The following is a 14,470-nucleotide window of genomic DNA, read 5'->3' on the forward strand; positions in this document are numbered from 1 at the left end:
CTTAGGCCTTGATGGATATCAAGTAAGAAGTGAAAAAAGTATTAATAGATATCTAACAATAATGTTAATAAACTATACTTATTGCAAAATGTATTCTAATAATTCTTATCACTTCAATACTGGATATAAATCTGCTAAGAAGGATCTACAAAAATCTAAAGTAATATTTATCTATGAAGCTGCCGCAAGTGGTACGCCGATAGAAGAAATTTTTGAGTCATTAAAAATAGCTTAGGATTCTGTTTGGTTACTTGACTGTAAAATTTTTCAAGTAAAAATGCACTATCATAGTATTCATTATAAAAAAATGAGAAAATAAATATGTAAGTGAAGATTAATTTAAAATTAAGATTATCTACTTGATTTTTAAAGGCATTTGCACTATATTAATATAGGTATATAATTACGAAAAAAGTAAAAAAGATAAGTTCTAATCTAATAAAATTAGGAGTGAATAGAATGGGAGATATTATATATACGGTTACAGCAGTATTTCAAATCTTTGTGTTTATACTAACTGGATATTATGCAGTCTTGGGTCTTTTTGGATTATTTAGAAAAAGAGAAAAGAAGAATTATACACCTAAGAATAGATTTGCGATGATTGTAGCTGCACATAATGAAGAAGTTGTAATTGGGCAACTTATTGAAAGTATGCAGAAACAAAATTATCCTAAAGAATTATATGATATTTTTATAATTGCTGATAATTGTACAGACAAAACTGCTGAAATAGCAAGAAAATATGACGGAGTTATTGTTTGCGAAAGATTTAATAAAGAAAAGAAAGGTAAAGGATATGCCTTAGAATGGATGTTTAAAAAATTATTCGCTATGGATAAAAAGTATGATGCAGTATCTATATTTGATGCTGATAATTTAGTACATCCAGATTTCTTAAAAGAAATGAACTCAAAAATGAGTGAAGGATATAAAGTTGTACAAGGTTATATAGACAGTAAAAATCCAAATGATTCATGGATTGCAGCTTCATATTCAATTGCATTCTGGTCACAAAATAGAATGTTCCAGCTTGCAAGAAATAATATTGGATTATCAAACCAAATAGGAGGAACAGGTTTTGCTGTTTCAACTGATAAGTTGCAAGAGTTAGGATGGGGAGCTACATGTCTTACAGAAGACTTAGAGTTCACATGTAAACTTATATTAAATGGTGAAAAAGTAGGATGGGCACATGATGCAAAAATATATGATGAAAAGCCTTTAGGATTAAAAGCTTCATGGGTTCAAAGAAGAAGATGGATGCAAGGATTTACAGATGTAGCATCAAGATATTGCTTAAAGCTTATTAAAAAAGCACTTAAGGAAAGAAAGTGGTATGTATTTGATGCAGCTTTATATGTATTACAACCATTTGCAACATTATTAATTGGTGTAGCTACAGTATTAACTTTCTTAAGAGGGTACTTTTCAGGAACAAATATCTTTGTTATTAATGATTTATTTAGTAATATTGGGTTCCAAGTTTTAGCCTTCATACAGTTTATAATTACACCACTTGTACTTATTTTAGATAAGAAGATATCTAAAGGATTTTTTGCTATGTTAGTTTTATTCTCAAGTAATATATTTATAATGCCTCTTGTGGTGGCAAATCAAACTGACTGGAGAATGGTTACTTTAACTAATATAGGGTTTTATTTGGCATTCTTTATTGCTGTATTAATATTCTTAGGAAGAAAAGGATTAATGTTCTTCATAAGATATTTATTATATAGTATTTATACTTTGACTTGGATACCAATCACAATTCAAGGTATTCTTAGAAAGAATAATAAGGAATGGAATCCAACTAAACATGTTAGAAATGTCGAGATATATGACGTATAATTAATAGATTAGAAAAGGCGGAGTGCTGATAATTTCAGTGGCTTCGCCTTAAATTTTGACATAAGTCGTAAAAAAAAGTATATTGAATGTTAGAGATTATAAAAGTAAGTAGATAATCCTTGACATTATTGGAATTGGAGGACGTATATGAACAAAGAAATGAATTCTTCATATGATGTTACAGATTTAACTTCCTTAGAAAAACTTGAACCCGTTAGAGTTAGACCGGGTATGTATATAGGATCTACAGGAACTAAGGGACTACATCATTGCATATGGGAAATTTTAGATAATGCTATTGATGAAATAGCAAATGGATATGGAGATACAGCTGAAATTATATTAAATAAAGATAAAAGTGTTACAGTTATAGATAATGGTAGAGGTATACCTACAGGAATACACCCTATAAAGAAAAAAAGTGGTGTGGAAATGGTATTTACTGAACTTCATACAGGAGGAAAGTTTAATAATAAAAATTATAAAACTTCTGGTGGACTTCATGGAGTTGGTGCAGCAGTTGTAAATGCTCTTTCAAAGTGGTTAGAAGTTGAAGTGCATCAAAACGGAAATATTTATCGTCAAAGATTTGAATATGCATATGACAGCCAATTTAAAAAAGATATGCCAGGAACTCCAGTAACTAAACTTGAGGTTGTAGGAAAAGCAAAAGATACAGGTACTACTATTACTTTCATGCCTGATAAAGATATATTTTCTACAACAGATTTTAAATTTGATGTAATAGATGAAAGATTACAAGAATTAGCCTTCCAAAATAAAGGAATGCACTTAAAGCTTATAGATAGAAGAAAAGATGAAGTTGTAGAAAAAGAATATTATTCAGAAAATGGTCTTTTAGATTTCATTAAGTATTTAAATGAAAGTAAGACACCTATACATCAAACACCTATACTATTTAGTGGTGAGAAAAATGTAAATCATATAGATATGTATGGAGAAGTATGTATGCAGTTTACTGATTCTACTACTGATTACATAGCAAGTTTTGTTAATAATATACCAACAACAGAAGCAGGAACTCATGAAACAGGCTTTAAAACTGGTATGACAAGAGCCTTTAAAGAAGGTGCAAGAAAGCTTGGGTTAATTAAAGAAAAGGATAAGGAATTTGAAGGTGATGATTTAAGAGAAGGTATGACTGCCATAGTCAGAATAAAAATCACCAATCCAGTTTTTGAAGGGCAGACAAAAACTAAACTTGGTAATAATGAAGCTTATACTATGATGAATGAGTTAGCTTATACAAAACTATCAGAGTGGATTGAAGATAATAAGGAACTCGCTACAAGCTTAATAAATAATGCTCTTCAAGCAGCTCAAAGAAGAGAAAAAATTAAAAAGATAAATGATGCTGAAAAGAAAAAAATAGGTAAAGGGACAGCTCCACTTGCAGGAAAGGTGGCAGTATGTACTCAAAAGGATAGTTCAGTTAATGAATTTATAGTAGTGGAAGGAGACTCGGCCGGTGGTTCAGCAAAACAGGCTAGAGACAGAAGATTCCAAACTATAATGCCTTCAAAAGGTAAGATAATGAATACTGAAAAGCAAAAGTTAGAAAATGTATTAGCTTCAGAAGAATTAAAAATATTTAATGCTGCAATAGGAACAGGAACATTAGATAACTATAATGAAGATGATTTAAAATATAACAAAATAATTATTATGAGTGATGCCGATGTTGATGGATATCATATTAGAACATTATGGATGACTTATATATACAGATATATGAGACCTTTAATTACTAATGGACATCTATATTTAGCACAACCACCATTATATAAAGTTTATAAAAATACTAAAAATGGTGAAGTTCATAAATATGCTTATAGTGATGAAGGATTAGAAAAAGTTAAAAAAGAAATAGGAAAAGGTGCATTAATACAAAGATATAAGGGACTTGGAGAAATGAACCCTGATCAATTATGGGATACAACTTTAAACCCTGAAAGCAGAACTCTTCTTCAAGTGACAATAGAAGATGCATCAAAAGCAGAAAAAATGGTATCACTTCTTATGGGTGATGTTGTTGAACCTAGAAAGAACTATATGTATAAGTATGGTGAGTTCTAGAAAGAAAGGAGTAAATTATGGCAAAGAAAGTTAATGTGCTTCCTAAAGATCATAATATAATTACAGTTACTTTAGAAGAAGCAATGCCGGATAACTATTTACCATATGCCATTGAAGTTGCAAAAGAAAGAGCGCTTCCAGATGTAAGAGATGGATTAAAACCGGTTCACAGGAGAATATTATACGGAGCATATTTATTAAAGGCTTTTCCAGATAGACCTTATTATAAATCTGCAAGAATAGTAGGAGATATTTTAGGTAAGTTCCATCCACATGGAGATTCATCAGTATATGATGCTATGGCTATATTAGCTCAAGATTTCTCCACAAGAGCACCTTTAATTGAAGGGCATGGAAACTGGGGATCAATTGATGGTGATAGTGCAGCGGCAATGAGATATACAGAAGCAAGAATGTCTAATATTGCTATGGAGATGATTAGAGATATTGATAAGGAAACTGTTGAAATGGTTCCAAACTATTCAGATAGTCTTATGGAACCAAAGGTTCTTCCAAGTAGATACCCTAACCTTTTAGTAAATGGAACTTTTGGTATAGCTGTAGGTTTAGCAACTAATATACCTCCACATAACTTAGGTGAAGTTACTGAAGGTGTTTTAGCTTACATAGATAATAATGAAATAACAACTGAAGAATTAATGAATTATATAAAAGGACCAGACCTTCCAACTGGAGGAGTATTAATAGGAAAGAAGTCGCTTCTTGCAGCTTATGAAACTGGTGAAGGAAAGGTTAGTTATAGAGCAAAGACTTCCATTGAAAAATTAGAAAATGGAAGAATGGGAATTGTAATAACTGAATTCCCATACAAGAGAAATAAGGCTAAGCTTTTACAGACAATATCCGAAATGACAGGGGATAAGAAACATGCGAAAGCATTAGAAAGTATAACTGATATAAGAGATGAATCAGATAGAACTGGTATTAGAGCAGTTATAGAATTTAAAAAATCAGTTGATGAAGCTGGAGCAGAAAAAGTATTAAAGTATTTATATAAAAAGACTGACCTTCAATGTAATTTGAGCTTTAATATGGTTGCATTAGCTGATGGAAAGCCTCAAACAATGGGCTTAAAGACAATAATTAAATATTATGTTGAACATCAAAAAGATATAATTACAAGAAGAAGTAAGAAGGAACTAGAAATAGCTGAAAAGAGATTCCATATAGTTGAAGGATTTATAAAAGCTATAAATATACTAGATGAAGTTATTAAAACAATAAGAGAATCTAAATCTAAAAAAGATGCAGGAGAAAACTTAGTTAATAACTTTGGTTTTACAGAAGCACAGGCATTAGCAATACTTGAACTTATGCTTTATAGATTGACAGGTCTTGAAATAACAATATTTGAAAAAGAATATAAGGAATTAGAAAAGACTATAAATAGACTTAAAAAGATACTATCAAATGAAAAAGAACTATTTAAGGTAGTGAAAAAAGAGCTTAAAGAAATAAGTAATAAGTATTCAGATGAAAGAAGAACTAAAATCATTGAAGATGAAAGTGAAGCTAAAATTAATTTAGAAGAACTTGTGGTAGTAGAAGAGGTTATGGTTACTCTTTCTAAGGATGGATACATTAAGAGAATTCCATACAAGAATTATATAAGATCAAATTCTAACCCTGAAGATATTGAGTATAGGGATGGAGATGAACTTAAGTATCTTGTAAAATCTAATACTAAGGATACCCTAGTAATGTTTACAGATAAGGGTAACATGTATCAGATTAAAGGAATCAATATTCCAGAAGGAAAGTGGAAAGAAAAAGGTGAGAAGATTGATTCTTTAATTAAAGCTTTAGATCTTAATGAAGAAAATATTATTGCTGTAGAGTCTGTAGATAACTTTAGAAGTGATAAATTTGTTACTATTATAACTAATAGAGGAAGTATAAAAGAAACTTCTCTTGATAACTTTGCAACAAATTACAGCAAGATTCAAGCTACTAAACTTAGAGATAATGAAAAAGTTATAAAAGCTCAGTTTAAAAATGAAGAAATGAACTTCTTTAAGTTTGTTACTAAATCAGGATTAGAATTTACGATTGAGATTCCAAGCCTTGAAAATATGCCAAGAAACGTTTTAGGAAAGCAATTATTTAATATAGCAGATAAGGATTATGTTATATCAGCTGAGTATGTTGAATCTATGAATTATGTAGAATATACAGTTGGAGTAACAGCAAAAAGAACTTTAAAAGCTTTTGCAAAGGCTAAAAAGAGTGATGCGCTTAAAACAAGTACAGATTCATTAAGTGATTTAATAATGTTTACTAACAAGGGAAAAGCAATTAAGTTAAAGGCATTCCTTATTGCAGAGAAAATAGAAAAGGAAGAAATAAAAATTGATGATTTAGTAGATGGATTAGAAAAGGATGAAAAAATACTTGCTATTTATTCTATTAAAGATTACAAAGATGATTTGGCAGTGTATACTGTAACTAAGAAAGGTCTTGTTAAGAAGACTATTTTAAGTGAATTTGAAGGCGAGTTCTTAATGCAACAAGCTTATAAATTTAAATCTACAGAAGATGAAGTAATATCAGTAGATATATCTAGTTTGAGTATAGGATTTATGGTTATGATAACAAAGAAAGGAATGGTAATAAGATTCCCAGTTAATAATGTTAATCCGATGGGTAAAATTGCATCGGGTGTAACTGGTATTAGCATAAAAGAAGATGATGAAGTCTTCTTTGCAAAAGTATTTGTTAACATAGAACAAAATGAAAGTGGAGAGATAGCGGTAACCTCTTTAGATAAGTATATATTAGAAGTACAAACAAAAAATAAAGAAATAAGTAAGATATATGTAAATACAATTAAACTTCAAAATAGAGCAGGAAGAGGAAGTTCTGTTATAATGATACAGATTGATGATGAATTAAAAACTATAAATCTTATGTAAGGTATATTTAAGGAGGAATTTAATTATGAAAAAAACAGCAGTTTTATTAGCAGAAGGTTTTGAAGAAATTGAAGCTTTAACAGTAGTTGACATAATAAGAAGAGGAAATGTTGAATGCCATATGGTTTCAATAAAAGATTTAGAAGTAATAGGAGCACATGGCATTAAAGTTATAGCTGATAAAGTTTTATCAGAAGATATAAATGAATATGATTTAATAGTGTTTCCAGGTGGAATGCCAGGTGCAACAAATCTTAAAGAGGATAAAAAGGTCCTTGAAACTGTAAAGAAGTTTAATAAAGAAGGTAAACTTATAGCAGCAATATGTGCAGCTCCTATAGTACTTGCTGCAGCAGGTATTGTAGAAAATAAAAATATAACTTCTTATCCAGGTTTTGAAGAAGAACTTAAAGGATGTAATTATAAAGAAGAAAATGTAGTTATTGATGGAAACATAATTACAAGTAGAGGACCTGCCACAGCAATGGAATTTGGTTATGAGTTATTAAAGGTTTTAGGAAATGAAACTTATAATGACTTAAAAAAAGGTATGTTATATAATAAGTAATAGTGAATCTATGATTAGAGTTCCTGCGGAAAAAAATTTCGCAGGAATTTCCATGTTAAAGAGAAGAGGAGAGTTTATTTTGAAAGAAAAGTGGATGGTTATTAACAGAAAAACTGAATATGAAAACTTAAATCAAGAAATAAAACTTCATCCATTAATAGCAAGACTGCTTTCTAATAGAGATATAAGTACAAGAAAAGAAGCAGAAAATTTCCTTTATGGAAGCATTAATGATTTATTAGATCCATATATTATGAAGGATATGAAAGAGGGAATATCCTTCATAAAAGAAGCTATAATTAATAAAAAGAAGATAATTATATATGGAGATTATGACTGTGATGGTGTGTGTAGTACAGCTATTCTTTATAAGACTTTAAAAAATCTAGATGCTAACTGCAATTACTATATACCAAATAGAGAAGAAGAAGGCTATGGTATTAATAGTAATAGGATAAGAAAGCTTAAAGAAGAGGGAGCTGAAGTTATTCTTACATGTGATAATGGAATTGCTGCTTTTGATCAAATAAACTTAGCTAAAGAATTAGGCCTTACTGTAGTTGTTACAGATCACCATGATATACCTTATGTAGAGGAAGAGGGAAAAAGAACATTTCATGTGCCTAAGGCAGATGCAGTTATAAATCCAAAACAAAAGGATTGCGATTATGGCTTTAAAGATTTATGTGGGGCAGGAATAGCATTAAAGTTTTCTTTATGTCTTTTAGAGAGTATGGGAAAAGATATTAATGATTATATGGAATTATTTCAATATGCAGCTATGGCTACTGTATGTGATGTAGTAGAGCTTAAAGGTGAAAATAGAATAATACTTAAAAAAGGCTTAGAAATTATTAATAAGACTGAAAATAAGGGACTTAAAGCCTTGATAAAAGAAACAGGTCTTGAAGGGAAAGAAATAGGAGAATATCACTTTGGATTTGTTTTGGGTCCAACAATAAATGCTACAGGAAGACTTGAAACGGCAGATTTATCTGTAGAACTTTTACTTATAGAAAATGATGAAGAAGCTGAAAAATTAGCTAAAACACTAGTTGATTTAAATAAGGTTAGACAAGATTTAACATCTGAAAGTGTTGAGAGAGTCATAGAAAAAATAGATAAAGAGCACTATGAAAATGATAAAGTTATAGTAGTTTATGATGAAGAAATTCATGAAAGTATTGCAGGTATTGTGGCAGGAAGAGTGAGGGAAAGATTTAATCTTCCAACAATTATAATGACAAAAGGAAAAGATATGCCAAAGGGTTCTGGAAGAAGTATAGAAGGGTACAATATGTTTGAAGAACTTAATAAATGTAAGAACTTAATTGAAAAGTTTGGAGGACATCCAATGGCAGCAGGGCTTTCAGTAAAGGAAGAAAATTTACCTTTATTAAAAAAGGAACTTAATGAAAAATGTAGCTTAAGAGATGAAGATGTGTTGCCAGTTATAAGAATAGATTCTCCACTTCCTTTAGAACATATAAATGAAGAGCTTATAGAGAATATAGAATCTTTAAGACCTTTTGGTAAAGGGAATAATAGTCCTTTATTCGCAGTGAAAAATCTTCATGTTACAAGAGTATTCTTTATGGGAAAAGAAAAAAACTTCATGAAATTTAGGTTTTTAATGAATGATAGAAATGCTATTATTGAAGGTGTTAATTTTGATAAATATGAAGAATTTAAAGAAGCATATATAGATTCTTTTGGGAAAGAAAAATTCTTAAAGTTACTAGATGATGGATATGCTGATTTTAGAATGGATATAATATATTATCCAGGTATAAATGAATATATGGGTAGAAGAAGCTTACAGCTTAATATAAAGAATATGAGAATATCAAATTAATTTAGTATTATACATAAAATAATGAGGAGTGATTACTTGTGAGTAAGTATAAGATTATTATGACAGGTGGAGGAACAGCAGGGCATGTTACACCTAATGTAGCGCTAATACCAGCACTTGAAGAAAAGGGGTTTGAGGTTAAATATATAGGTAGTAAAAATGGTATTGAAAAGGAAATAATAGAAAAGAATAAAATACCTTATTATTCTATATCATCAGGAAAATTAAGAAGATATTTTGATATTAAGAACTTTTCAGATCCATTCAAGGTTTTAAAGGGAGTATTTGAAGCTGGAAGAATAATATCAAAGGAAAAACCAGATGTTATATTCTCAAAAGGAGGCTTTGTTTCAGTGCCAGTAGTTATTGCAGCTTCTATAAAAAAGATTCCTGTTGTAGCTCATGAATCAGATATTACACCTGGTCTTGCAAATAAACTAGCATCACCATTTTGTGATAAATTATGCGTAACCTTTAGAGAAAGTTTAAAGTATGTAAAAGGTGATAAGGGAATATTAACAGGAAGCCCAATAAGAAAAGAAATTTTAGAAGGTTCTAAGCTTAGAGGATTAAAGAAAACTGGATTTACTGGAGAAAAAGAAATTTTATTTATTATGGGTGGAAGCTTAGGGTCTAAGGTTTTAAATGACGTTATAAGAGATAACTTAGATGAACTATTAAAAGAATTTGACATTATTCATATTTGTGGAAAAGGAAATATAGATGAATCTCTAAAAAATAAAAAAGGATATATTCAATATGAATATGTAAATGAAGAATTACCAGATTTAATGACAATGGCAGATTATATAGTTTCAAGAGCAGGAGCAAATTCTATTTTTGAATTTTTAGCTCTAAAAAAACCTACATTATTAATTCCTTTATCAAGAAAAGCCAGCAGAGGAGATCAGATATTAAATGCTAAGTCTTTTGAAAAGGAAGGTTTTTCTCTTGTATTAGAAGAAGAAGAGATTACCAAAGAATCTTTCATGAAAAAAGTAAGAGAAATGCAAAAGCAAAAGCAAAATATAGTAAATAACATTAAAAAAGGTAATAAACAGGTTGGAAATGATGCTGTAATTAAAGTAATTATGCAGTCTTTGAAAAAATAAAAGTGAAAAGTTTGAAATGACAGAAAATTTGTATTATTCCTAATTTAATTGAGTTAAATAAATTACCTTGCAAATTTATTTTGGTGTTATATAATGAAATAGGTAGGTTTATTTATCTAAAATGAGAGAGTCGGTGTTTAAAGAGTTATATTTAGGCATTAGAACATGAAACTTATTTTAATTTTGAAAGAGGGGTCTACGCGATGAGAAAAATGAAAACTATGGATGGTAATACGGCAGCAGCTCATATTGCTTATGCGTTCACAGAAGCTACTGCAATCTATCCAATAACACCATCATCACCTATGGCAGAACATGTTGATGAATGGGTAGCGCAAGGAAGAAAGAATATTTTTGGACAACCAGTAAAAGTTGTAGAAATGCAATCAGAAGCAGGAGCAGCTGGTGCAGTTCACGGATCATTACAAGCAGGAGCATTAACAACTACATTTACTGCTTCACAAGGTTTATTATTAATGATTCCAAACATGTACAAGATTGCTGGAGAATTATTACCAGCAGTATTCCACGTATCAGCAAGAGCACTTGCTACATCTTCACTTAACATATTTGGTGATCATCAAGATGTTATGGCTGCAAGACAAACTGGTTTTGCAATGTTAGCTGAAGGTTCAGTTCAAGAAGTTATGGATTTAGCAGCAGTTGCACATTTATCTGCAATTAAGTCAAGAATTCCATTCTTAAACTTCTTTGATGGATTTAGAACTTCTCATGAAATACAAAAAATCGAAGTTCTTGAATATGATGAATTAGCTAAGTTAATAGATTATGATGCATTAAATGCTTTCAGAAATAGAGCATTAAATCCAAATCATCCAGTTACAAGAGGTACAGCTCAAAATGCTGATATCTATTTCCAAGAAAGAGAATCTGTTAATAAGTTCTATGCAGCTTTACCAGATACAGTAGAAAGCTACATGGCTGAAATAACAAAACTTACAGGAAGAGAATATCACTGCTTCGATTATTATGGAGCTCCAGATGCTGATAGAGTTATCGTAGCAATGGGATCTGTAACAGATGTATGTGAAGAAACTATAGATTACTTAAATGCAAACGGAGAAAAAGTTGGTGTTGTTAAAGTAAGACTTTACAGACCATTCTCAGTTGAAAAATTAATAAAAGCAATTCCAAGCACAGTTAAGAAGATTGCTGTACTTGATAAGACTAAAGAAATCGGTGCTTCAGGTGAACCATTATACTTAGACGTTAAGGATGCATTCTATGGGAGAGAAAATGCTCCAGTTATCGTTGGTGGTAGATTTGGTCTTGGTTCAAAGGATCCAAATCCAGGACATATAGCTGCAGTTTATGCAAACTTAGCTAAAGACGAACCAAAGAACGGATTCACTATAGGAATAGTAGATGATGTAACTAATACTTCTCTTGAAGTAACTGAAGATATAGATGCTACACCAGAAGGAACTACAGCATGTAAGTTCTGGGGATTAGGATCAGATGGTACTGTTGGTGCTAACAAGAGTGCTATTAAGATTATTGGTGACCATACAGACATGTATGCTCAAGGATACTTCTTCTATGATTCTAAAAAATCAGGTGGTATAACAGTATCTCACTTAAGATTTGGTAAAAAAGCAATTAAGTCACCATACTTAATAAATAAAGCAGATTTCGTATCATGCTCTAACCAATCTTATGTTCATAAGTACAATGTACTTGATGGATTAAAACCAGGAGCTACATTCTTATTAAATACTATCTGGAGTCCAGAAGATTTAGAAGAAAAATTACCAGCTTCATATAAGAGATTCATGGCTGAAAATAACATTAACTTCTATACAGTAAATGCTGTTAAGATAGCTCAAGAAATCGGACTTGGCGGAAGAATTAACATGATTATGCAATCAGCATTCTTCAAATTAGCTAAGATAATACCAGTTGAAGATGCAATCAAATACTTAAAAGATGCAGTTGTTACTTCATATGGTAAAAAAGGACAAAAAGTTGTTGATATGAACAACGCTGCTATAGATAAGGGAATTGATTCTATAGTTAAGATAGAAATTCCTGCTGCATGGAAAGACGCTGTTGATGAAGAAGTTAAGGAAACAAAAAAGAAATCTGACTTCGTTAAGAATATCGTTGAACCAATGAACAGACAAGAAGGAGATAGCTTACCAGTATCTACATTCGTAGGAATGGAAGATGGTACTTGGGAAGCAGGTACTGCAGCATTCGAAAAGAGAGGAATTGCTGTTAACGTACCAGCATGGGATTCAACTAAATGTATACAATGTAACCAATGTTCATTTGTATGTCCACATGCTGCAATAAGACCAGTATTATTAACTGATGCAGAAGTTGAAAATGCACCAGCATCATTAACTGCTGTACCAGCTAAGGCAATTAAGACTGAAGAACCATTACAATACTTCATGGCTGTAACACCATTAGATTGTACTGGATGTGGAAATTGTGCTCAAGTTTGTCCTGCACCAGGAAAAGCTTTAGTAATGCAACCACAAGAAACTCTAGCTAACCAAATGGAAGCTTGGAATTACTGTATGGATGAAGTTTCACCAAAGGAAAATCCAATGAAGAAGACTACAGTTAAGGGTAGCCAATTCGAACAACCATTACTTGAGTTCTCAGGAGCTTGTGCAGGTTGTGGAGAAACTCCATATGCAAAACTTATAACTCAATTATTTGGTGACAGAATGATGATAGCTAACGCTACAGGATGTTCATCAATTTGGGGTGGTTCTGCACCATCATCACCATATACAACTAATCATAATGGACATGGTCCAGCTTGGGCTAACTCATTATTTGAAGATAACGCTGAATATGGTTTAGGTATGTTCATGGGAGTTAAGACTATAAGAGAAAGAATAGTTGAAAACTGTAAGAAAGCATTAGAAGCTGGTATAGATGGAGAAGCTAAAGCTGCCATAGAAGACTGGGTAGAAAATGTTAATAATGGTGAAGGAACTAGAGCTAGAGCTGAAAGATTAGAAGCAGCATTAAAGACTGTTGATACTCCAGAAGCTAAGGCTATATTAGCTGAAAAAGACTACTTCGTTAAGAGATCTCAATGGATCTTCGGAGGAGACGGATGGGCTTACGATATCGGATACGGCGGAGTTGACCACGTATTAGCATCAGGTGAAGATGTAAATATTATGGTATTCGATACAGAAGTTTACTCAAATACAGGTGGACAATCTTCTAAGGCTACACCAACAGCTGCTGTTGCTAAGTTTGCTGCAAGTGGTAAGAAGACTAAGAAGAAAGACCTTGGTATGATGGCAATGACTTATGGTTATGTATATGTTGCTCAAATAGATATGGGTGCAGATAGAAATCAAGCACTTAAGGCTATTGCAGAAGCAGAAGCATATCAAGGACCATCATTAATCATTGGTTATGCTCCATGTATTAACCATGGAATTAAGCTTGGTATGGGTAACAGCCAATTAGAAGGTAAGAGAGCTGTTGAATGTGGATACTGGCAATTATACAGATACAATCCACAATTAAAGGGGACTAAGAACCCATTCAGCTTAGATTCTAAAGAACCAACTGCAGACTTTAAGGAATTCTTAATGGGTGAAGTAAGATATGCATCACTTGCTAAAGCATTCCCAGAAGCAGCAGAAGCATTATTTGAAAAGACTTACAATGATGCTATGGAAAGATTAGCTGGATACAAGAAGTTAGCAGCTGCTGAATAATAACAGCTAATAACTTAATATATTGAAGAAGCAGATTGTATAATCTGCTTCTTTTTTGTTCGCCCAGCATGTTTGCTGAGCCAGCAGGCTGAAAGAAGCCTGCGTCGCCGTCCCGATAGGAAGACAACTCGAATGCAAGTGCGTTATTGGCAACGATAAGGTATGAAGGAAGCGCTAGAGGACATATGGAACATAACGCAAGTAAACCAAGTATTGGCTTATAAAGTGGATAACCTTGCAAAAAGTAGGAAAGTCCAAAGTTCGGTAGTTACTTTATAAGTTTTTATGGATGTGTTCATATGGGGCAGGCAAGCTTAACTGGGGAAGCCTTATATTAT

Annotated in this window: 7 protein-coding genes and 1 pseudogene; all 8 read left to right on the top strand. The window is 31.6% G+C overall.

The window, feature by feature from the left end; all coding sequences use genetic code 11:
• Positions 1–235: pseudogene (locus BM384_RS10215) on the top strand (IS701 family transposase); the annotation flags it as partial.
• Between the two features lie 224 nt (positions 236–459).
• Positions 460–1,851: a glycosyltransferase family 2 protein gene (locus BM384_RS10220; RefSeq protein ID WP_090013396.1), complete on the top strand. Its 1,392-nt coding sequence runs from the start codon at positions 460–462 to the stop codon at positions 1,849–1,851.
• 147 nt (positions 1,852–1,998) lie between these two features.
• A complete protein-coding gene (locus BM384_RS10225; RefSeq protein WP_090013398.1) occupies positions 1,999–3,948 on the top strand; it encodes a DNA gyrase/topoisomerase IV subunit B in 1,950 nt (649 codons plus the stop codon).
• A gap of 17 nt (positions 3,949–3,965) precedes the next feature.
• Positions 3,966–6,881 carry a DNA topoisomerase IV subunit A gene (locus BM384_RS10230; protein ID WP_090013400.1) on the top strand — a complete coding sequence of 972 codons (2,916 nt, stop codon included), beginning with the start codon at positions 3,966–3,968 and terminating at the stop codon, positions 6,879–6,881.
• A gap of 25 nt (positions 6,882–6,906) precedes the next feature.
• Positions 6,907–7,449 (top strand): DJ-1 family glyoxalase III, encoded by a 543-nt coding sequence (locus BM384_RS10235; RefSeq protein WP_090013402.1) that lies wholly within the window; start codon positions 6,907–6,909, stop codon positions 7,447–7,449.
• 79 nt (positions 7,450–7,528) lie between these two features.
• A complete protein-coding gene (gene recJ, locus BM384_RS10240) occupies positions 7,529–9,304 on the top strand; it encodes a single-stranded-DNA-specific exonuclease RecJ (RefSeq protein ID WP_090013406.1) in 1,776 nt (591 codons plus the stop codon).
• 38 nt (positions 9,305–9,342) lie between these two features.
• Complete coding sequence (locus BM384_RS10245) at positions 9,343–10,416, top strand: undecaprenyldiphospho-muramoylpentapeptide beta-N-acetylglucosaminyltransferase (RefSeq protein WP_090013403.1); 1,074 nt, start codon at positions 9,343–9,345, stop codon at positions 10,414–10,416.
• Positions 10,417–10,619: 203 nt separating this feature from the next.
• Positions 10,620–14,132 carry a pyruvate:ferredoxin (flavodoxin) oxidoreductase gene (nifJ, locus tag BM384_RS10250; protein ID WP_090013405.1) on the top strand — a complete coding sequence of 1,171 codons (3,513 nt, stop codon included), beginning with the start codon at positions 10,620–10,622 and terminating at the stop codon, positions 14,130–14,132.
• Positions 14,133–14,470 lie beyond the last annotated feature (338 nt).

The sequence above is a fragment of the Clostridium sp. DSM 8431 genome (assembly GCF_900116755.1).
Lineage (GTDB): Bacteria > Bacillota > Clostridia > Clostridiales > Clostridiaceae > Clostridium.

What these genes read in the sequence shown, in the direction of transcription:
- BM384_RS10220 (WP_090013396.1), top strand. Translation starts at nt 460, where the DNA reads ATGGGAGATATTATATATACGGTTACAGCAGTATTTCAAATCTTTGTG.
- BM384_RS10225 (WP_090013398.1), top strand. Translation starts at nt 1,999, where the DNA reads ATGAACAAAGAAATGAATTCTTCATATGATGTTACAGATTTAACTTCC.
- BM384_RS10230 (WP_090013400.1), top strand. Translation starts at nt 3,966, where the DNA reads ATGGCAAAGAAAGTTAATGTGCTTCCTAAAGATCATAATATAATTACA.
- BM384_RS10235 (WP_090013402.1), top strand. Translation starts at nt 6,907, where the DNA reads ATGAAAAAAACAGCAGTTTTATTAGCAGAAGGTTTTGAAGAAATTGAA.
- nifJ (WP_090013405.1), top strand. Translation starts at nt 10,620, where the DNA reads ATGAGAAAAATGAAAACTATGGATGGTAATACGGCAGCAGCTCATATT.